The organism is Mesorhizobium sp. M6A.T.Cr.TU.017.01.1.1 (assembly GCF_004023115.1).
Classification (GTDB): Bacteria; Pseudomonadota; Alphaproteobacteria; order Rhizobiales; family Rhizobiaceae; genus Mesorhizobium; species Mesorhizobium mediterraneum.
The window spans coordinates 1-20244 of sequence record NZ_RZTA01000068.1; the positions used below are offsets into that span (position 1 = coordinate 1).

The 20244-nt window shown below is 61.9% G+C and carries 16 protein-coding genes; 11 read left to right on the top strand and 5 right to left on the bottom strand.

What is annotated here, in order from left to right; genetic code table 11:
* From EOB36_RS20845 to EOB36_RS20860, 4 genes are all read left to right on the top strand, one after another.
* Positions 1 to 906: UDP-glucose/GDP-mannose dehydrogenase family protein (locus tag EOB36_RS20845; protein WP_164897576.1), on the top strand; the 906-nt coding region annotated here is incomplete at its 5' end.
* Between the two features lie 100 nt (positions 907 to 1006).
* The gene (locus EOB36_RS20850; protein ID WP_095485043.1) at positions 1007 to 2467 is read left to right on the top strand and encodes a GMC family oxidoreductase; all 1461 of its coding nucleotides are present in this window, start codon (positions 1007 to 1009) and stop codon (positions 2465 to 2467) included.
* Positions 2464 to 2913, top strand: a complete 450-nt coding sequence (locus EOB36_RS20855) for a hypothetical protein (RefSeq protein WP_095484310.1) — start codon at positions 2464 to 2466, stop codon at positions 2911 to 2913. The genes EOB36_RS20850 and EOB36_RS20855 overlap by 4 nt, the downstream gene beginning before the upstream one ends.
* 96 nt (positions 2914 to 3009) lie before the next feature.
* A complete protein-coding gene (locus EOB36_RS20860; protein ID WP_128285597.1) occupies positions 3010 to 4089 on the top strand; it encodes a glycosyltransferase in 1080 nt (359 codons plus the stop codon).
* A gap of 14 nt (positions 4090 to 4103) precedes the next feature.
* Here the strand turns inward: EOB36_RS20860 and EOB36_RS20865 are convergent, their stop codons facing one another.
* Positions 4104 to 5126 (bottom strand): phosphoribosyltransferase family protein, encoded by a 1023-nt coding sequence (locus EOB36_RS20865; protein WP_128285598.1) that lies wholly within the window; start codon positions 5124 to 5126, stop codon positions 4104 to 4106.
* A gap of 38 nt (positions 5127 to 5164) precedes the next feature.
* Positions 5165 to 6661 carry a lipopolysaccharide biosynthesis protein gene (locus EOB36_RS20870; RefSeq protein WP_095484308.1) on the bottom strand — a complete coding sequence of 499 codons (1497 nt, stop codon included), beginning with the start codon at positions 6659 to 6661 and terminating at the stop codon, positions 5165 to 5167.
* Positions 6662 to 6850: 189 nt separating this feature from the next.
* On the opposite strand from EOB36_RS20870, the gene EOB36_RS20875 reads away from it, so the two are divergent.
* From EOB36_RS20875 to EOB36_RS20900, 6 genes are all read left to right on the top strand, one after another.
* Entirely contained in the window at positions 6851 to 8023 is a 1173-nt protein-coding gene (locus EOB36_RS20875) for a glycosyl transferase family 1 (protein WP_128285599.1), read from the top strand.
* Between the two features lie 25 nt (positions 8024 to 8048).
* Positions 8049 to 9047 (top strand): glycosyltransferase family 2 protein, encoded by a 999-nt coding sequence (locus EOB36_RS20880; protein ID WP_128285600.1) that lies wholly within the window; start codon positions 8049 to 8051, stop codon positions 9045 to 9047.
* Positions 9047 to 9997 carry a glycosyltransferase gene (locus EOB36_RS20885; protein WP_128285601.1) on the top strand — a complete coding sequence of 317 codons (951 nt, stop codon included), beginning with the start codon at positions 9047 to 9049 and terminating at the stop codon, positions 9995 to 9997. Before EOB36_RS20880 ends, EOB36_RS20885 begins: the two co-directional genes overlap by 1 nt.
* On the top strand, positions 9987 to 10955 hold the full coding sequence (locus tag EOB36_RS20890; protein WP_245467852.1) for a glycosyltransferase family 2 protein: 969 nt from the start codon (positions 9987 to 9989) through the stop codon (positions 10953 to 10955). Before EOB36_RS20885 ends, EOB36_RS20890 begins: the two co-directional genes overlap by 11 nt.
* 57 nt (positions 10956 to 11012) lie before the next feature.
* Positions 11013 to 11909: a UTP--glucose-1-phosphate uridylyltransferase gene (locus tag EOB36_RS20895; protein ID WP_128285602.1), complete on the top strand. Its 897-nt coding sequence runs from the start codon at positions 11013 to 11015 to the stop codon at positions 11907 to 11909.
* A gap of 266 nt (positions 11910 to 12175) precedes the next feature.
* Positions 12176 to 14548 carry a polysaccharide biosynthesis tyrosine autokinase gene (locus tag EOB36_RS20900; protein WP_128285603.1) on the top strand — a complete coding sequence of 791 codons (2373 nt, stop codon included), beginning with the start codon at positions 12176 to 12178 and terminating at the stop codon, positions 14546 to 14548.
* 307 nt (positions 14549 to 14855) lie between these two features.
* On the opposite strand, the gene EOB36_RS20905 is transcribed toward EOB36_RS20900, so the two are convergent.
* Both EOB36_RS20905 and EOB36_RS20910 read right to left on the bottom strand, forming a co-directional pair.
* Positions 14856 to 15935 (bottom strand): acyltransferase, encoded by a 1080-nt coding sequence (locus EOB36_RS20905; protein WP_095484301.1) that lies wholly within the window; start codon positions 15933 to 15935, stop codon positions 14856 to 14858.
* A 100-nt stretch (positions 15936 to 16035) separates the two neighbouring features.
* Entirely contained in the window at positions 16036 to 17943 is a 1908-nt protein-coding gene (locus tag EOB36_RS20910) for a propionyl-CoA synthetase (protein WP_126103883.1), read from the bottom strand.
* Positions 17944 to 18088: 145 nt separating this feature from the next.
* Between EOB36_RS20910 and EOB36_RS20915 the strand changes: the two genes are divergently transcribed.
* Positions 18089 to 18880, top strand: coding sequence for a DUF2259 domain-containing protein (locus EOB36_RS20915; RefSeq protein ID WP_128285604.1), 792 nt, complete (start codon positions 18089 to 18091; stop codon positions 18878 to 18880).
* A gap of 343 nt (positions 18881 to 19223) precedes the next feature.
* Here EOB36_RS20915 and dhaK read toward each other — a convergent pair whose 3' ends face one another.
* On the bottom strand, positions 19224 to 20210 hold the full coding sequence (dhaK, locus tag EOB36_RS20920) for a dihydroxyacetone kinase subunit DhaK (protein WP_128285605.1): 987 nt from the start codon (positions 20208 to 20210) through the stop codon (positions 19224 to 19226).
* Positions 20211 to 20244: the final 34 nt, after the last annotated feature.

Below are 20244 nucleotides of genomic sequence, written 5' to 3' on the forward strand. Positions count from 1 at the left end.
CGCGAGGATCTGGCTTTCGACGTGGCCTCCAATCCGGAATTCCTCAAGGAAGGCTCGGCGGTGGCCGACTGCACGAAGCCCGACCGCATCATCGTCGGCACCAGCAGCGAAAGCACCGAGGCGGTGATGCGTGAGCTTTATGCGCCATTCAACCGCAACCACGAGAAGATGATCGTGATGGATGTGCGCAGCGCCGAATTCACCAAATACGCGGCCAATTGCATGCTGGCGACCAAGATCAGCTTCATGAACGAAATGGCCAATCTGGCCGAGGAGCTGGGCGCCGATATCGAGGAGGTCCGCAAGGGCATCGGCAGCGATCCGCGCATCGGCTACCACTTCATCTATCCAGGCCTCGGCTATGGCGGCTCGTGCTTCCCCAAGGATGTGCGCGCCCTGATCAAGGCGGCGGAAGGCGTCAAGTTCGATGCCAAGCTGCTGCGCGCGGTCGAGGAGCGCAACAACGAGCAGAAGTCGGTCCTGTTCGACAAGGTGAACCGGCACTTCGAGGGCAATCTGAAGGGCAAGACCTTTGCGCTTTGGGGCTTAGCCTTCAAACCCGACACCGACGACATGCGCGAGGCGCCGGCGCGTGTCCTGATGGAAGCGCTGTGGAAGGCCGGTGCCAAAGTGCAGGCCTACGATCCCGAGGCGATGCAGGAATGCCAGGCCATCTACGGGCTGCGCGAGGATCTCCTCTTGTGCGGGACCAAGGAGGCAGCGCTGCGTGGCGCCGACGCACTCCTGATCGCCACCGAGTGGAAGAGCTTCCGCGCGCCTTCTTTCGACGCGGTGAAGGATGCGTTGACCACGCCGATCATCTTCGACGGCCGAAACCTCTACGACCCGAAGGTCATTGCCCGCCACGGCATCGAATACCACTCGATCGGCAGGATGGCGGCGTGAGGCCCATTCGGGAAAGGCCTATGGCAAGATTGGCTCGCACACCAAGGACGGTTACGAAGGCTTTGATGAACGCGCTCGTTTCAACAAAGGGTTTTATCTGATGGTGCTGGGCGTCAGGCCGGAACAGATCGCCAACGAACATTTCGATCTTGTCGCCATCGGTTCCGGTTTCGGTTCGGCGTTCTTCCTGCATGCGTTCGCGAAGCAGCGAAAGGCTCGCATTCTGGTTCTGGAATGGGGCCGGCACAACACGCATGAATGGCAGCTCGACCAGAACGTCAACACAGACATCGACGAAGAGACAACCTACAAGACCAACTCCGATAAGCCGTGGAACTACACGATCGGATTGGGTGGCGGAACGAATTGCTGGTTCGCGCAGACGCCGCGCTTTCATCCGAACGACTTCAGGCTGAAAAGCCTCTACGGCATCGGCAACGACTGGCCGATCAGCTATGACGAGCTCGAGCCGTTCTACTGCGATGCAGAGGACGTCATGTCGATTTCAGGCGATCCCGACATGGCGGCGATGATGCCGCGTTCCAGGCCGTTTCCACAACCACCGCATCACATGTCGACGCCGGACCGGATGATGAAAGCGGCGCAGCCGGATCAGCATTTTGTCGTGCCGACAGCGAGGGCACGCGTGCCGACCGCGCAGCGGTCTTCGTGCTGCGCCAACTTGCGATGCGGCTTATGCCCGGTCGACGCGAAATTCACCGCCAACAATGGCCTGATGCACGTCTTCGAGCATCCCGACGTTTCGGTCTGCCTTGGCGCGGAAGTGCGCCGGCTCGATCACGTCGGCGGATCGGTCCGTTCGGTCGTGTTCGTGCAGGACGGCAAGGAATATTCGGTCAGCGGCGATCTTTTTATTCTGGGCGCCAATGCCATCCAGAGCCCGGCGATCATGTTGCGATCCGGCCTGTCGGGCGAATTCGTCGGGCGTGGCCTGCACGAATCTTACGGATGGAATTTCGAAGCCTATCTCGACGGGGTCGACAATTTCGATGGCAGCACCATCACCACCGGCTTGAATTTCGGCCTTTATGACGGCGCCCACAGATCGCAGCATGCGGCGGCGCTGGTCTATTTCGAAAACCGCTGGCAGCACGGGATGCGCCCCGAAAAGGGGCGTATCCGTCAGACGCTTCCCCTCATCATTGTCACCGAAAACCTGCTCGAGCCGGAAAATCTCGTCATCCTCGACGAGGATGAAAACGCCTTCGTCAGTTTCAAGGGGGCATCCGACTATGCCGTCAAGGGCATGGCGTGGGCAAAGGAGAAACTGCCGGCGCTTCTAGCCCCGCTGCCCGTCGAAGAGATTTTCGATCGCGGCATCCGGCCGACCGAGTCGCACGTCCAGGGCACGTTGAGGATGGGCTTGAGCCCGGCGGATTCGGTGGTCGACCGGGACATGATCCACCATCAGCTCAGGAACCTGGTCGTCGTCGGCTCGAGCACATATCCAAGCTGTTCCTGTGCCAACCCGAGCCTGACCGCGGCAGCCCTCTCCTTGCGGGCGGCGAGCCGGATAGCGGGAAAGGAAATGGCCGGATGATCAAGGTTTCGCGGCGCGCGGCACTGGCCATCATGGCTGGCGGAGTTGCTTCGACCGGCATCGCCTATGCCGCCGTTTCCTCGCTTTCGGACGAGGACCTGGTGCGCGTCACGCTCGAAAGATATTTCGGCAGGCTGAACATGCGCATCGAACATCTGCAGCAGTTCGTCCTGGAATTCCAGAAGCGGAACCCCTGGATATTTCCAAACAAAAAGCTGGGCGATGCGGTCACTCTGCTTGAAGAGCTGAAATTGGGCGCCGCACGCCGGTTTCTCCCCGACCAGAAAAAAGAAGATCTGAGCCATTTCGACCGCTGGGTTATTGCCGAGTTCCATATGCTGACCGACTATGCCCGGCGCAGTTCGCCAACCGATCCGATCCGATTCACCGGATGGCAGCCATGCACCAATCCGTTCGCCAATTTAGAGATGCAACAGGATGCCTGAAAGCGGGTCGCAAGCCATCACGCGTGAACAAGCCATGCGGTAACAAGCAATGCGTCATCGCTCGTAAACTTGAGAATGCGACAAGGAGCCGAAACCATGAAAGTGCTTTTTGCAGGCGGCAACGGTTACACGCCCCAGTTCAGCGGCGGTGTCCAGTCCAGCACCCATCATCTTGCCGAGCAGTTGCTCGAGCACGGGCATGAGGCGTCGGTGCTCGCCGCCCTGTTTGGCCAAGGCGTTTTCGGCTACAAGGCGCGCGCCAAGATGAAGCTTCTGAGACAGCGCGCTGTCATCGACAGCTATCCGGGCTATCCGGTCGTGCGGGCCTGGTTTCCCTGGGAGGCGGCGGGTTTTGCCGTCGAAAAGCTGAGGCCGGATGTCGCCGTGGTCCAGTGCCACAAGTCGGTTCCGATCGGCAAGGCGCTGCAGGCCGAAGGCGTGCCGCTGGTCGTCTATCTCAGAAACGTCGAGTTCCACGAATTGGGCGGCGATCTGCGCGAGCTGCATTCGGCGCTTTACATCGCCAATTCCGAATTCACGGCGCGCACCTACAAGGCAAAATTCGATATCGATTCGACGATTATACCGCCGACCATCAATCCCGCCCTCTACAGCACGCCGACGACAGGCGAATTTGTCACGCTGATCAATCCCTATGAGGAAAAAGGCTTCGAGCTTGCGGTGCGCATTGCCGCCGCCTGCTCCGAAATCCCGTTCCTATTCGTTGAAAGCTGGAAGCTTGACGACGATCATCGGGCCCGGATCGAGCAGACGATCGCGCCGCTCGGCAACGTCACGCTGGAGAGCCGGACCAGCGACATGAAAACCGTTTATGGCCGCACGAAAATCCTGCTCGCCCCCAGCAAGTGGGAAGAGGCCTGGGGCCGGGTGGCGTCGGAAGCCCATTGCAGCGGCATTCCCGTCGTCGGCTCGCGTCGTGGCGGCCTGCCCGAAGCGATCGGCTCCGGTGGCGTGGTGCTGGATTACGACGCCCCGCTCGCCGATTGGGTGGCAGTGGTCAGGCGTTTGTGGACCGACAGCCAGGAATATGGGCGGCTTTCAACGGCGGCACGGGCATTCTCCGAGCGACCGGAACTCGATCCGGCTGGTCAGTTCGCGACCTTCTTCTCGATGCTCGACAGGGCGGCACGGCAGCCTTCGCGGCAGGCCGCCTAAGTTCTGAATCGGATTCAAGCAGGTCTTTTGATCCGGCTCTTGAGCGTCTCGTAGCCGCGTTCGCCGAGCAGTGTGCGCGCCACGGTCTTGATTGCCGTCTTGCGCCCGTCAGGCGAACTGATCCCCCGCAATCTGCTGGGAAGGTTGCGTGCCGTCTGTCCTAGTGCCGGAAGCGACAGCGTATCGGGATAAGTTACCAGATGCGTTTCGACGCACAGCACCGGTTTGCCGGAAAGCTTGGCGATCTTGAGGGCCTGCTGGTGCTCGCTCTCGATGAACAGGATGGCGTCGGATTTGCGGTAGAAATCGGCTTTGAAGCTGCCATGCACGCCAAGCCGTTGCCGTTCCGCCTTGCTCGGCAGGTCAAGCATGATCAGTCTGTCGTATGCGATGCCATGCTTTGCGAGCCATGCTTCGGTAAGCGCGCGGTATTTCTCGAGCCGGCTGGTGACGAGCCAGCCGATCTTGCGGGTCGGGCCAAACAGAGGCAGTGCTTCGCTCAGGAATTTCTCATAGGCGGGACCGTCGTCGTTCTCGGCTTCGGTCGGGTCCAGGCAGAGCACGCCGTCAATGTCGACGCAGCATTGCGCGAGGAATTTGTGGTGCATGAAGTTCCATTGGAACATCCTTGGATGCGGCACGACTTCCAGGACGACGTCAGTTTCCTCGTGCTGAGGCAGCAGGCCGAACACCGCGGCAAAGGTGAAGTCCGCCTTGATGCCGGCGGCCTCTACCCGGCTGCGCGCCTCGCGCATCGCGGCACCGCCGCTGACGCTGTCGTCGATCACCAGAACCTTGCGCATGTCGGAGGCCTGTCGGTCGAGCGCGGCGCGGCGCTTGGTGACCCCCGAAGTATAGATCTTTCCGGCCAGGAAGCTGTCCAGATCGGTCATCGGGATGTTCGCCGTCAGGCTGAGCAGTGTGGCGGCGAGAATCCCGCTTCGGGGAACGCCGACCACCAGGTCGATGTCGCGCGGCAACCGGTGAAGGTTCCTGACAATCGCATCGTTCATGTCGGAGATCGATCGGTAGTGCATGGGATCAGACCTGCTTCTCGTATGGATGTCCGTGCAAGTTACTTCGCCTCGCTTGGTGCTGCCGCGGGCGCCCGTGCCGGCAGGAGTTTCAGAGCCTCCCGCAATGCTTCGCGGCCGGACGCAAACGCCAGCGCGGTCACGATGGTGATCATGTAGGACAGCACCACCGCGCTCGCCATGGCCACGATGTGCTGTTGCGGCAGCAGCGGCTTGGCGAACCAGATCGCGGCAAGCGCCAGATGCGCGCCAAGCACGAAGGGCGTTGCCGCGCGAAGCATGTGGCTTGCCCGCAGCGGCCCGGTCTTGCCGATATACAGCCACAGGAAAGGTGTTTTGAGATATTCGCTGATCGCATAAGCGATCGCCACCCCCAGCGCGCCATAAGGCAGGCCGACCAGGAAGGCCAGCACCGACGTGACGGCCGCTATGATGCCCCAGCGCATGAAATCGCCCGAGCGACCCTGGCTGATGAAAAGCCATCCCGCCGGGTTGTTGAGCGGCTGCAGCAGCCCGGCAAAACCGAGCGCCAGGAAGATGTTGGAACTCTGCCGCCACTGCTCGCCGAGCACGAACGGTATCAGCAGGTCGGACATGGCGGTGGCGAAGGCGACACCGGGAAGTGCAACCAGCAAGATCAGCGGCATGACGCGAAGATAGGCGCTGCGGTAGCGGTCCGGCTCGTCCTTCAGCCTGGAAAGAGCCGGCACCATGACCTTCGACAGCGGATTGGTGATCTGGCTCAACGGAAACAGAAGCAGCTTGTAGGCCCGGTCATAAAGCCCAAGCTGCGCTTCGCCCCAATATTTTCCGATCAGCACATTGTCGAGATTGCGGGCAAAGAAATTGGTGAAATTGAACCCGGTGATGCCGGCGCCGAAATTGATCAGGTCGCTGATGCCATCGACCTTGCGCGGCAGGCTGGGGCGCCATCGCGAGTTTGCCCAGAAGCAAAGTGTGGGCAGCACGGCTGTTGTCAGCGTGCCGGCAAAAAGTGCCCAGTAGGAACGGTCGATGAAAGTCCAGGCGATCGATACGACGAGGCCGGCGACGGCACTTGCGACGTCGATGATGGCCAGGCGGCCGAACTGCATGCGGCGTGTCAGCAGCGCCAGATGCTGGGCACCCAGCCCATAGGCTATGATCTGCAGCCCAAGCGCTGCCACCAGACCGGCCACCCGCGGCTCGCCGTAGAAAGCGGCGACCAGCGGCGCCGAGCCGGCAAGCACGCAAGCGAGCAACGTGCTGACCGCGACATTGACCCAGAAGAGGTAGTTGATCTCCTCATGCCTTATCCCGCTTTTCTGGATCGTGGCCTGGGTCAGGCCGAAATCCTGGAACAGCGCGATGAAGGCAAGCACCGGTGCGCACATCGCCACCACACCGAAGTCCTGCGGCGACAGCAGGCGCGACAGCACGATGACGGAGACGATCTGCGTCGCAACCCGCACCGATTGCGCCAAAGCCGTGATGATAGCGCCGCGTCCGACCGATCTGCGGAGAGAGCCCTCTGGCGGGTCGAATGCATTGGCTTGCAAATTCAGGGTCCCTGATTTTTGTGCCGGTCCGACGTCCCGACCCGCGCCCGATGCCACCATCAAACTACGGCAATAATTTTGCAGCGCAACAAAAAACGTGGATTTTTGCTACGCTGCACCAAAAATGTTGCGATGCAGCACGAGCTGTACTAGGATTCTTGCGGGCGGGCCAACAGCGGTCGAATTTTCATGCTGCATGTCTTGTACTTGGTACACGACGTCTCCGACCCGGCAGTGCGCCGGCGGATCATAATGCTCAAGGCAGGCGGCGCCCAGGTCACACTGGCGGGCTTCCGTCGAACAGCAAGCCCGATCGCCGAAGTCGAGGGCTTGCGGCCGATCGACCTTGGCGCGACGCGCGACGGCCGATTCGCCCAGCGGCTGGCAGCGGTCACAAAGGCGGCGGTCTCGATCGGCTCGAAACTCGGTTCAATGCCAAGACCCGACCTCATCATCGCGCGCAATCTGGAAATGCTGGCGCTTGCCCGGCGTGCCAGATCGGCGTTCCAGTCGACGGTGCCGATCGTCTATGAGTGTCTCGACATCCATCGCCTGGTGCTTCGCGACGACTTTCTGGGCAAGGCGATGCGCGGCGCGGAACGCTATCTGGCCAGGGATGTAAAGCTGCTGGTGACCAGTTCGCCCGCCTTCATCGCCAACTATTTCAAGCCGTTCGGCCAGATTGCCGCGCCGGTCGAACTGCTCGAAAACAAATATTTCGAGCCTGCCGCGGTTTTGCTGGATGATCGCACGGTGGTGGAGGATCCCGTCGCTCCGCCTTGGCGGATCGGCTGGTTCGGCGCACTCCGGTGCCGCCGCTCCCTGGAGCTTCTGGCCGAATTTTCCCGACGGCTCGAGGGGCGCTTCGAAATCATCCTCAGAGGCCGTCCGGCGCTTTCCGAATTTCCGGATTTTCACGGTTTCGTCGAATCCGAGCCCTGGCTCTCGTTTGGCGGGCCCTATCGGAACCCCGAGGACATGGCGACGATCTACCGCGAGGTTCATTTTTCCTGGGCCATCGACTTTTTCGAGCAGGGGCTGAATTCCGAATGGCTGCTGCCCAACCGCCTCTATGAGGGCTGCCGCTTCGGCGCGGTGCCGATCTCGATGGGCAACACCGAAACCGGCCGGTTTCTCGACCGACAGGGTATCGGCGTTCTTTTGCCTCAAGCCACGCCCGAGGCGCTCGAAGCCGCCTTGGGCGATATGGAGGAGCATCGTTTCGGGAAATTGCGGGCGCGTGTTCTTGCCCGCAATCCGCGAACCTGGAGCCACGACCGCAGCGATTGCCGGGCGCTCGTCGAGAAGCTTCGCGGGTTGACGGCCGTGCCCGGTCCATATGCCGCCGAGGCACTGGCTTAGGATGGCTAGGGATGGACATGGGCCAATGACGCAAACCGAAAAGCTTGCGCCCAGCCTGATCGTGATTCCCTGCCTGAACGAAGCGGCTCACATCGGCGCGCTTGTTGATCAGCTTCGACCAGCGGCCGAGAGGCTCGGTGCCCGGATCATCGTTGCCGATGGCGGCAGCACGGACGCCACAAGGGCGATCGTCGAGGAGATCGCCGGGAAGGACCCGCGGATCATCCTTCTTCACAATGAAAAGCGCCTCCAGAGCGCGGCGATCAATCTCGCCGTTGCCAGTTACGGCGAAGGGGCTGAGTATCTCATTCGCATCGATGCGCATGGCGGCTATCCCCTGGACTATTGCGATCGGCTGGTCGAGGAGGCGCTGGCCACCGGCGCGGATTCGGTCGTCGTCTCCATGCTGACCAGCGGCAGCGGCACGGTGCAGAAAGCGGTGGCGGCTGCACAGAATTCCAAGCTCGGCACGGGCGGCTCCAAGCACCGGCATCTCTCGGCTGGCGAGTGGGTCGATCACGGCCATCATGCGCTAATGCGGATATCGGCCTTCAAGGCGGTGGGCGGGTATGACGAGACATTCAGCCACAACGAGGATGCGGAGCTCGACTACCGGCTCCGTCAGGCCGGCTGCCGGATCTGGATGAGCGGCAAGACGCAAATGATCTATTACCCGCGCTCGTCGCTCGCCGGCCTCTATTTCCAGTATCTCGGCTATGGCCGCGGCCGGGCAAAGAACGTTCTCAAGCACCGCATGATACCGAAGGTCCGGCAGATGGTGCCGCTTCTGGTATTCCCCGTCGTCCTTCTCTCTGCCTTTTTCTTCGTGCATTGGCTGGCGGTCGTGCCGCTTCTGGTGTGGGCGTCGGTTTGTCTCGGCTATGGCGTGTGGACCGCCATCAGCCAGCGCAATCCGGACAGTGCGCTTGCCGGGATTTCGGCGATGGTCATGCATTTCGGCTGGTCCGTAGGCTTCTGGCTGCAACTGCTTGGACCGCGATCGCAGCGTAGGAGGGTAGCGTGATGGGTGCGGCCGAAAAAAACCGCAGCATAGATATCTGCGTCTGCACGTTTCGGCGGCCGGAGCTTGCCGACACGCTCCGCTCCATTGCCGCTCTGGATGTGCCTTCGGGGTTCGACATCCGCGTCATCGTCGCCGACAATGATGACGGCCCGACGGCCGAACTGCTGGTGGCGACGCTGGCGGAGACGTTGAAGCTGCCGATCAGCTATCGTCATTGTCCGGCGCGCAACATCTCGATCGCCCGCAACGCCTGCCTTGACGCCAGCACGTCGGATTTCGTCGCCTTTCTCGACGACGACGAAACGGCATCTTCCAAATGGCTCGCCGAACTGGTTGCGACGGCGGAAGCGAGTGGCGCCGCCGCCGTGCTCGGACCGGTGCGGGCGCGCTATCGGCCAGACGCGCCCGACTGGATGCGTCGCGGCGATTTCCACTCCACCTTGCCCGTCTGGGTGCGCGGCGAAATCCGCACCGGCTACACCTGCAATGTTCTGCTCAGGATGGGCGCCGACAGCCTCCGCGGTCGGCGGTTCAGCCTCGCGCGTGGCCAGACCGGCGGCGAGGACACCGAGTTCTTCGACCATATGGTCAAAGCCGGCGGCCGCATCGCTTTTTCGCCGCAGGCCTGGGTCGACGAAGTGGTGCCGCGCGCCAGGGCCGCGTTCGACTGGCTCCGCCGCCGCCGGTTCCGCGTCGGGCAGACGCACGGGCATCTCATGGGTCGCGACGCACGCGGCCTCGCATTGGTCAGGCAAGTCGGCCTCGCCTCGGCAAAGGCGGTCTATTGTTTCGCATCGGCAATCCCGGTCGTCATCAATCCCGTGCGCAGGAACCGCAGCGTGCTTCGCGGCATCATGCATGTCGGCGTCGTGAGCGGGCTCGTCGGTGTGCGTGAAATCCGCCAGTATGGCCTGCCCTCGCCGCAGGAAGGGGGCAAGCGTGCAGCCTGACGTCACCTTTGTCATTGCCGCCTACAATGCGGAACTAACCATCGAGCGGGCGATCGCCAGCGCCATTGCCCAGCGTGATGTCAGCGTCGAAATCATCGTCGTCGACGACCAGTCGGGCGACCGGACGCTCGATCTGGCGCGATCCTACCCCGAAGACATCGTGCGTGTTGTCGCACTTGAGCAAAACCGTGGCCCCGGCGGCGCCAGGAATGCCGGCCTTGAGCTTGCCCGCGGCAGATGGGTCGCGGTCCTCGATTCCGACGACGCGGTTTATCCCGGGCGGATCTGCACCATGATTGACCGCGCGCAGAAAGCGGGCGCCGAGATCGCGGTCGACAATCTCCAGGTCGTTCGCGAGGACGGCGTTGCCGAAGAGACGATGTTCCCGGCCGACTATCTGGAGGGCTTGAGTGAAATCTCGCTGGCGGACTTTATCGCCGGCAATGTGGTCTTCGAATCCAGGTTCAATCTCGGCTATCTCAAGCCGATATTCCAGCGACGTTTCCTGAACGAAAACGGGCTTCGTTATGACGAAGACCTGATCATCGGTGAAGATTACATCCTGCTGGCCAGTGCCCTGGCCAAGGGCGGCAAATGCGTGGTCGAGCCGACGACCGGCTATGTCTACCATATCCGGACCGGCTCCATTTCCCGCGTGCTCGAACTTCATCACGTCGAGGCGATGCGCAAGGCCGATCTCGTTTTCGCCAGAACTCATTCGATGGACGCAAAGGCCGAGGCCGCTTTCGCAAGGCGCACGCGCAGCCTGCGCAAGGCGGCGTCGTTCCTGTCGCTGGTCCAGCACATCAAGGCGCGGTCCCCGCTCAAGGCGGTGTGGACGGCGCTCAGCGATCCGGCAGCGGTTCGGCATATGGGCATGCCGATCGCCGTCCGGCTGCGAAGGGTGGCGGCGCAATTTGCCGTGGGTGCGGGGGAGGTGAAAGGTGCAGGCAGGTGAAAAACAGTTTCGCGGCCTGCGACAGGTTGAAGTCGATCTCCTCAGAAGGAATATGCGATGAAGAAAGTCAGGAAGGCAGTCATACCGGTAGCGGGGCTTGGAACGCGATTCCTGCCGGCGACCAAATCGATGCCGAAGGAAATGCTGCCGGTCGTCGACAGGCCTGTCGTGCAATATGCGGTGGATGAGGCGTTCGAAGCCGGCATCGAGCACATTGTCTTCGTGACGGGCCGCAACAAGGCGGTCATCGAGGATTATTTCGACCTGCATCCAGAATTGATCGGGACTTTGGAGCAGACCGGCAAGACAGCGCAGCTTCAGGCGCTGGAAAGCCTGCTTCCCGTGGCTGGTGCGACGAGCTTCATCCGGCAGCAGTCGCCGCAAGGTCTCGGCCATGCGGTATGGTGCGCCCGGGAGGTCATCGGCGATGAGCCTTTCGCATTGCTGTTGCCGGACATGGTGTCCTTCGGCGGTCGCGGATGTCTCGCCGAAATTACCGACCTCTATGCGCAGACTGGCGGAAACGTCATCGCCGTCGAGCGCTGCGACCCGACCGAAACCAGCAAATACGGCATCGTCGGCTGCGGCGCGGATGTCGGCTCGGGCTTCGAGGTGACCGCCATGGTCGAAAAGCCGGCTCCCGCCAATGCGCCGTCGAACTACTACATCAACGGCCGCTATATCCTGCAGCCTGAGATATTCGCGCTGCTCGGCAATCAGCAACGCGGCGCCGGCAACGAAATCCAGCTGACCGACGCCATGGTCCGCCTTGCGCAGAGCCAGGCTTTCTTCGCCCAGCCCTTCAATGGCCGGATGTTCGACTGCGGCTCGAAAGAAGGGTTCATCCAGGCCAATGTCGCCTTCGCGCTCGCGCGTGACGACATGAAGGGGCCGATCTTCGAGATGCTTCAGGAGTTCGTCCGGTCGCATGAGCGCCGGGTGGAAGCCGCATAAAGCCCATTTTTGGGGAGCATTAGCGTATGAATGGTGACGTAAGAAACGCCGATTGGCCGCCCGGGTTTTCGCGGTGTCTGGCATGAAGCTTGCGTTGCACTTATGCTGATGCCCCCGAGCTTGCTCTAACGCCTGCCAACTAGAGCATCGGACCCAAAACGGAGACCGGTTTTGGGAAAATCATATGCTCAAACAAGAGATAGAGCGGCGGCACAGTTCGACTTGAGGGGCCGCCGCTCTAGATGCAAACTAGAATTGGACCGAAGATGAATTATGCCAATTTTCCTCTCGACAAGAGGAAACCATTGCCGAGTTCGGACGCTGTCAGCGCCGAAGACTTCATCGATGTCGAGCGCCTGCTCAGCATGGCAGCAAGGCAGGCAAAGGTTGTCGCGGCATGCGCCGCCATCGGTCTTTTTCTGGGCGTGCTTTATTTGCAGACCACGCCTCCCACCTACATGGCAACGAGCCGCGTTCTGATCGACGAAGGCTTGAACAAAGTTGTCGACGAGGTTTCCGCGGCGTCGGTCAGCATGCAGACCGATTCCGCCATTCTGAGCCAGATCGAAATTCTCCACTCGGCGAGGCTGGCGGCGGTGGTCGTCGACAAGCAGAAGCTCGATCAGAACGACGCTTTCTTGTACCCTCCGACGTCCGCAGCGTCGAAGGCCGCCGGCTTTGTGCGCGGTGTGATCCGGTACTTCCGTCCCAACCCCGCCGTGGGCACCACCGACGTTGCTCAGCTTGATCCGGCCACGCGTGACGCGATGATCGCCTCGTCACGCCGTGATTACGCAATCCTCAAACTGCAGAACGAAGTGCAAGCCGAGCGCATCGGACGAAGCTATGTGATCTCCATCGCCTATCAAGCGACGGATCCAGTGCTTGCGACCGCGGTCACCAAAGCCTATGCCGACGCCTATCTCGCCGATCAGCTTGATGCGAGCTTTGACGCGACCGAGCGAGCGGCGGTCTGGCTGCAAGGCCGGCTGACGGAGCTTCGCGAAAGTTCGCAGGCAGCGGCGCTCGCCGTCGAGAAGTTCAGGGCCGAACATGGATTGGCCGTCAACGACGGCCAGTTGATCAGCGACAAGCAATTGGGCGACCTCAATGGCCAGCTCATTGAGGCGCAGGCCGATACCGCCCGCGCCAGCGCCCGCTACCAGCAATACAAGTCGATCGTCGAAAGCGGTTCGGACAACGCATTCAGGGATGCCGCCATATCCGCCGACCAGCCCAGCAACTCGGTCATTTCAACGCTCAAGACCCGCTATCTCACTGTTGCCAAGCGGCAGCAGGACGTCGAAGCCAATTTCGGCGCCGAGCATCCCCAGGCGGTCGCACTTGCCAAGGAAAAGGCCGACATATCGGCGCAGATTTTCGGCGAGCTGAAGCAATTGACCGAAAGCTACCGCAACGAATACGAAGTCGCTCTCGCGCGCGAAACGGCGCTCCGCGCAAATGTCGCGTTAGCGGCCGGCAAGAGTTCCATCGACAACCAGTCGCAGGTCAAGCTGCGCGAACTGGAACAGAAGGCAACGGCGCTCTCGACACTCTATCAGACGTTCCTTGGCCGGTACGAGGAAGCCTCCCAGCAGCAATCCTTCCCGGTCGGCAAGATCCGCGTCATCTCGGACGCAACGCTGCCGCAGTCGGCGGCAACGCCGCGCACGTCCATCGTGCTGGGACTTTCGCTTGTGCTTGGCCTGATGATGGGGGCCGGGGTCGGTGGCCTGAACGAATTCAGGGAACGGTTCTTCAGGACCGGTGAGGACGTTCGCGATCGCGTCGGCCTCAAATTCCTCGGCTACCTGCCAGTCATTGGCAGCAAGGTCGCCAAGAACGATGACGGTCAGGCGGATGTCAAAACCGCCCAATCACCGTCGGCCGCCGAAAGACGCGCGCGCATGCGGGTCAGCATCGACGCCCCGGCATCGATGTTTTCCGAAACGCTCCGCAGCGCCAAGATTGCCTTCGACGTCGTATTGGAAGGGCAAGGCAGCCGGGTCATCGGCGTGATCTCGGTCCTTCCCGGCGAGGGCAAATCGACCGTGGCGGCGAATCTGGCCGGACTGCTTGCCGCCAACGGCTCCAAAACGCTGCTGGTGGACGGCGACCTGCGCAACCCCGGCCTCAGCCGCAGCCTTGGCATGGAGGCCGAGCAAGGCCTGATGGAAGCGGTGGTGAGCGGGCAGACCTGGCAGTCCGTCGGCAAGATCGACCGACAGACCAAGCTGGCGATCGTCCCGGCCGTCCCGCGCGGTCATTTCTCCCACACAAGCGAGCTTCTGTCGTCGGCCGGGATGCGACGTTTCATCGACAACGCCAAGGAAACCTTCGAGTACATCGTCGTCGATCTGCCGCCGCTCGGCCCCGTGGTCGATGCCAAGGCCTTTGCTCCGCTTGCCGACGGCTTCGTGCTCGTGACCGAGTGGGGGCGCACGCCGCGCGCGATGGTGCAATCCATACTGAGTTCGGAATCCTACATCGCCAACAAGATCGTCGGCGTGGTGTTGAACAAGGTCGATCTGAAGAAGCTGGCGAAGTATGGATCGATCGGCGGCTCGGAGAAATTTTTCGACAGGTATTCGAGCTACTATCTGGAAAAATCGGAAGCGCGGACGAAGGCAAATACCTGAGGCCCGTATAGGAATGGATGTTGAGCGGATCGTCGTCCTGTGCGGCGAGGCCGATGCTGGCTGATGCGGCGTGAGCGAACACGGATGCCCTCGAGCAAGGCAATGATCGGCGGCTGGGCATGAAGCGACAGTGTCGACGGGAATGATGTCCTATGCGTGGGTCGATCGCCTCGCTTGACCGCGCCGCGACCGGTCGACACGTAGGAAAGAGGGCTCATCACTTGCAAAGAGCGTGGGCACCATGCTTCGCGCCGCACATTCCACAGCAGCACGTTTGCAGCCACGAACCGGCGTGACACGCCGGCGGTTACGCCGCCTTGAGACGATAGCGGAAGATGGTGTGGTCGAGCAGAAGCCGGATTCGCGGTTCGGCCTCGATCGCAATCAGCCAGCTCGCGGCGACCATGGTCGCCCCGACGATGACCACCGAAAGCAGATATGGCACTCCCGCACGCATCAGGGCGCCGAGAATGGCAGCGCCGACGACATCGTGGATCAGATAGAGAGGGTAGGTCATCAGGCCGATCCGGCGCCAGCCGCGCCAGGAGAGGTCGAGCCGCAACGACCATGCCATCAGGGCGATGGCAACGAGGAAGAAGACGATCGGTGGCGCGTATGGCATCTGCTCTTCGACCTTCACGGTGTGAACATCGACCGAACTGGCGATCTGGAGGACGCAGCCGACGAGAAACAGCGCGCAGAGGACAAGACGGAAAGGCGTCACCGCCTTGAAGCGCATCAGCCAGATCATGACGCCCGTCGCAAAGAAGCACCCATGATGCACCAGCAGCAGGGCGAGCCAACGCGTCTCGGCAAAGGCCGACCAGTCGAGCGGATAATACAGGCACCAGAAGAGCGTGCTGACCATGCCGATCACAATGGCCACGACCTCCATCAGATGGAAGCGGCCCAGCCACAGCAAGGTCCAGACGACGGCGTAAAAGGCAATCTCGATGCCGAGCGTCCAATAGACGCTGTCGACCCAGGGGGAGTAGGGAACGAACAATGCCGTGCGAACGAGCCGGTTCACGGCATCCGTCGGCCAGCTGAGGCCGACGAGGAGCAGCACCGCCGCAGTGACCGGCGCGCAGATCCAGACCGCCGGCGCCAGCCGCTTCACCCTTGCCTCGAAAAACCGCAAGGGGGTTGAGTTTTCGGCGCTGAAGGCGATGACGAAGCCGCTGATGACGAAAAACACCTGTACGCCGACCCATCCGGAGCCGAGCATCTCCAGTTCCGGATGCGGCGGGATGCCGCCGGTGGCCCGTGCCGAAACGCCGGCGGGAAAGGCCCACACCCAGTAACCGTAGTGGTAGAACATCACGAGGACGGCGGCGAGAAATCGAAGAATGTCGACGCCGCCAAATGTGGTTTTTTGCTGAGCCATGCCGTATCGTCGGTGGGCGCCCCGGCAAAACTGTATGGCGATTTGCTGCATTGCACAATAGCCAATTGGCTACCGGCGCGCTGTCGATGGCCAGATGTCTTTACAGGCCGATCCCGCGTCCCTTCAGCACTGCGGTGATTTCGTCGAGAATGACCGGATCGTCGATGGTCGCCGGCATAGTCCATTCTTCCTTGTCGGCAATCTTTTGCATGGTGCCGCGCAGGATTTTGCCGGAGCGCGTCTTTGGCAGGCGCTTGATCGTCACCACCGTCTTGAAGGCGGCGACCGGGCCGATGCGCTCGCGCACCAGGGTGACCACCTCGGTCTCGATAGTGCCGGTATCGCGGTCGACACCCGCATTCAGCACGACGAAGCCGAGCGGAACCTGGCCCTTCATCTGATCGGCGATGCCGATGACGGCGCATTCGGCAACGTCCGGATGCGCGGCCAGCACCTCCTCCATGGCGCCGGTCGACAGCCGGTGGCCGGCGACATTGATGATGTCGTCGGTTCGGGCCATGACGAACAAATAGCCATCCTCGTCCATCATGCCGGCATCCGCCGTCTTGTAGAAGCCGGGGAATTCGTCGAGATAGGCTTGGCGAAACCGGTCATCGGCATTCCACAGCGTCGGCAGGCAGCCGGCCGGCAGCGGCAGCTTGACCACGACATTGCCCAGCGTGCCGCGCTCGACCTCATGACCTCCATCGTCGAGCACGCGGATGTCGTAGCCGGGCATCGGCACGCCGGGCGAGCCGTATTTCACCGGCAACAGGCCCAGTCCGGCCGGGTTGATCGTCATCGGCGAGCCGGTCTCGGTCTGCCACCAATGATCGATCACCGGCACGTGCAACTTCTGCTCCGCCCATTTGATGGTTTCCGGATCGGCGCGCTCGCCGGCGAGGAACAGCGTGCGGAATTTCGAGAGGTCGTATTTCGGGACGAATTCGCCCTTGGGATCCTGTCCCTTGATGGCGCGGAAGGCGGTCGGCGCGGTGAACAGCGCGACCACGCCATGCTCTGATATCACCCGCCAGTAGGTGCCGGCGTCGGGCGTGCCGACCGGCTTGCCCTCGAACATGACGGTCGTGCAGCCATGCAGCAGCGGGCCGTAGACGATATAGGAATGGCCGACCACCCAGCCGACGTCGGAAGCCGCCCAGAACACCTCTCCCGGCTTGACGCCGAACTCGTTCTCCATCGACCATTTCAGCGCAACCATGTGGCCGCCATTGTCGCGCACGATGCCCTTGGGCTGGCCGGTCGTTCCGGACGTGTAGATGATGTAGAGCGGGTCGGTGGCGAGCACCGGAACGCAGTCGACATTGGCGCCCGCGGCCCGCTCGCGGGCGACGGCGTCGGCATAGTCGATGTCATGGTTTTCCCTGAGCTCGCAGCGCAGCTGGTCGCGCTGCAGGATGAGGCAGGCGTCGGGCTTGTGCCGCGACGTCTCGATCGCCTTGTCGAGCAGCGGCTTGTAGGCGACGACGCGCCCAGGCTCCAGGCCGCAAGAGGCGGAGATGATCAGCTTCGGCTTGGCGTCGTCGATGCGCGTGGCGAGTTCGTGCGAGGCAAAGCCGCCGAAGACCACCGAATGCACGGCGCCGATGCGGGCGCAGGCAAGCATGGCGAAGGCCGCTTCCGGCACCATCGGCATGTAGATGATGACCCGATCGCCTTTTTGGATGCCGCGGTTCTTCAGCACCGATGTCAGCGCGACCACCTCGCGCTTCAGTTCGGCATAGGTGAATTTCTTGATCGTGCCTGAAATCGCGCTGTCATGGATCAGCGCGATCTGATCGGCGCGGCCACCCGTCACGTGACGGTCAACGGCGTTGAAGCAGGTGTTGCAGGAGGCGCCGCCAAACCAGCGCCCGTAGACGCCGGCATTCGGATCGAACACGTTGTCGTAGGGTGAGAACCAGTCGATGGCTTTGGCCGCATCCGCCCAGAATTTCTCCGGATCGCGTTTCCAGCTGTCATAGACCTCGTGGTAGCGTGACGCCATCCAGCTTCCTCCCCAGGAATGTTTGCTGTCTTTGAAATAGCGTATGCTGTTTTTGCAAGCATGTGCAATTTCGTCTTTTGGCGACCTCGCCTTGGCCGCAAAACGCGGCATGATGGTCTAGGGTCATAATGGGGGGCAAGGCGCAATGAAGTCACGATGCGAGGTTGCCGTGTTGGCGGCTGTGCTGTTGACGGTCGCTTCCGCCGCTCAGGCCGGCGATGCGGCGGCGAGGCGCATTATCGGCTTTTCGCCGGACGGCAACTATTTCGCCTTCGAGCAATATGGCACGCTCGATGCAGGTGTTTCGGATTCGGGCTGGTCGGAGATCGACATCATCGACACGCGCACCGCTGAGTTCGTCGGCGGCAAGCCCATCCACATCGTCGACGAGTCGGAAGAGGCGACGCTCACCCTGGAGCAGGCGAGAGCACAGGCAGCCGCGCAGGCGGCACCTCTGCTCGCCCGATATGCCATCGCGCCGCGCGGCGAACGGACGGCCGTGGACAAATTCACCTTTCCCGACGACATGATCGGTTACCAAGACATTGCGCGCCTGGAGCAGGTTTCGCAGAAATGGCTTTCGACGAGCTATGACGAGCTTGGCATCTCGACCATCCAGCTCGACCAGATCCTGGCCGAGAGCGCGACGGATTGCTCGTCGAGTTTCGACGGGACGCAGCAAAGCTCCACGGCCGGCAAGGCGCTCGGTTTCCGCCTGACGCTGCAGGGGCAGGATGGCAAGCCATTCAAGCTGCTGCATGAGGACAAAGCCGTGCCCGGCTCGAGGAATTGTCCGACTTCCTACAGCCTGTCGGAATCCTATGCGTTCGCCCCGGATGGCAAATCTGCAGTGCTAGCCGTGCTCGTGCAACGCTTCAGTCAGGGATTTGAAGGACGGGATCGCCGCTTTATCGCCGTGACCGGCCAGGTGCCTTGAAAGCCCGTTCGCACCCCGGCATCTCGGCGGGATCTCGACTGCGCCATTCGGACTGGTTCTAGAGCGGCAGCGCCGCAAGCACGAGTCCGACACCGCCGGCGATCAGCAAAGCGGCGGCGAGCGCCTTTCTGTGACGTTCGAAACCCGTCGGAGCCCGATCCCAATTGTAACGCATGTTCTGCCCCCAAAACCCGCCGAATTCCTTACCTTACCAAAGGTAAACAAAGCAACATTGTGCCTAAACTGACAATGCTCGGCGTGGCGCATGACAGTGTTGTCACCGACTATTTTTGGGGCGTCTTTGCAAAGTCCCGCTTCAGCGGCAGCGCCGTGTTTGGCTGCACTACATCCCCCAGCGCAGCGCAGCCGTATGCACCGGTGCGTCCCACAACGCGGTCGTCTCGTCGTCGAGCATGGTCAGCGTGATCGAGCAGCCGGCCATGTCCAGCGATGTCACATAGGATCCGACCAATGAGCGGGTGACCGTCACGCCGTTGTTCTCGAAGATATTTCGGGCGCTGTTGTACATCAGGTAAAGCTCCATCAGCGGCGTGCCGCCGAAACCGTTGATGAAGAGCAGCGCCGGGCCTTTCGCCCTGTCACCCAGATCGCCCAGGATCGCCGCGCAGATTTCCTCGGCAATGGCGTCGGCGCTCTTCAACGTGTCGCGGCGACGGCCGGGCTCACCATGAATGCCGACGCCGAACTCCATCTCGCCGTCGCCGATATCGAAGGTCGGCTTGCCGGCCGCCGGCACGGTGCAGCTGGTCAGCGCCACGCCCATAGAGCGCGTCGCGCCGTTGATGCGTTCGCCAAGCGCCTTCAATGGTTTCAGCGCCATGCCTTGCTCGGCCGCGGCGCCGACGATCTTCTCGACCACCAGCGTGCCAGCGACGCCGCGCCGGCCGGTCGTATAGGACGAGTTCTCGACAGCGACATCGTCATTGGTGACGATTTGCATGACGCCTTCCGACATTTCGGCGGCCATGTCGAAATTCATCACATCGCCCTCGTAGTTCTTCACGATAAACAGGCAGCCGGCGCCGGTGTTGACGGCTTCCGCCGCCGCCATCATCTGGTCCGGCGTCGGCGATGTGAACACCTGGCCGGGGCAGGCGGCATCCAGCATGCCATGCCCGACCAGTCCGCCATGCAGCGGTTCGTGGCCAGAGCCGCCACCGGAGATCAGCGCCACCTTGCCCGGTTTGAGCACCTTGCGGTGGACGAATTTATGCTCGTCGCCAAGCACAAGGATGTCGGCATGGGCGGCAACGAAGCCGTCGAGGCTTTCGGTCAGCACCGTGTCCACAGAATTCAGAAATTTCTTCATGGCCGTCCTCCCGAAATGGCCAGGCGCGGCGCGA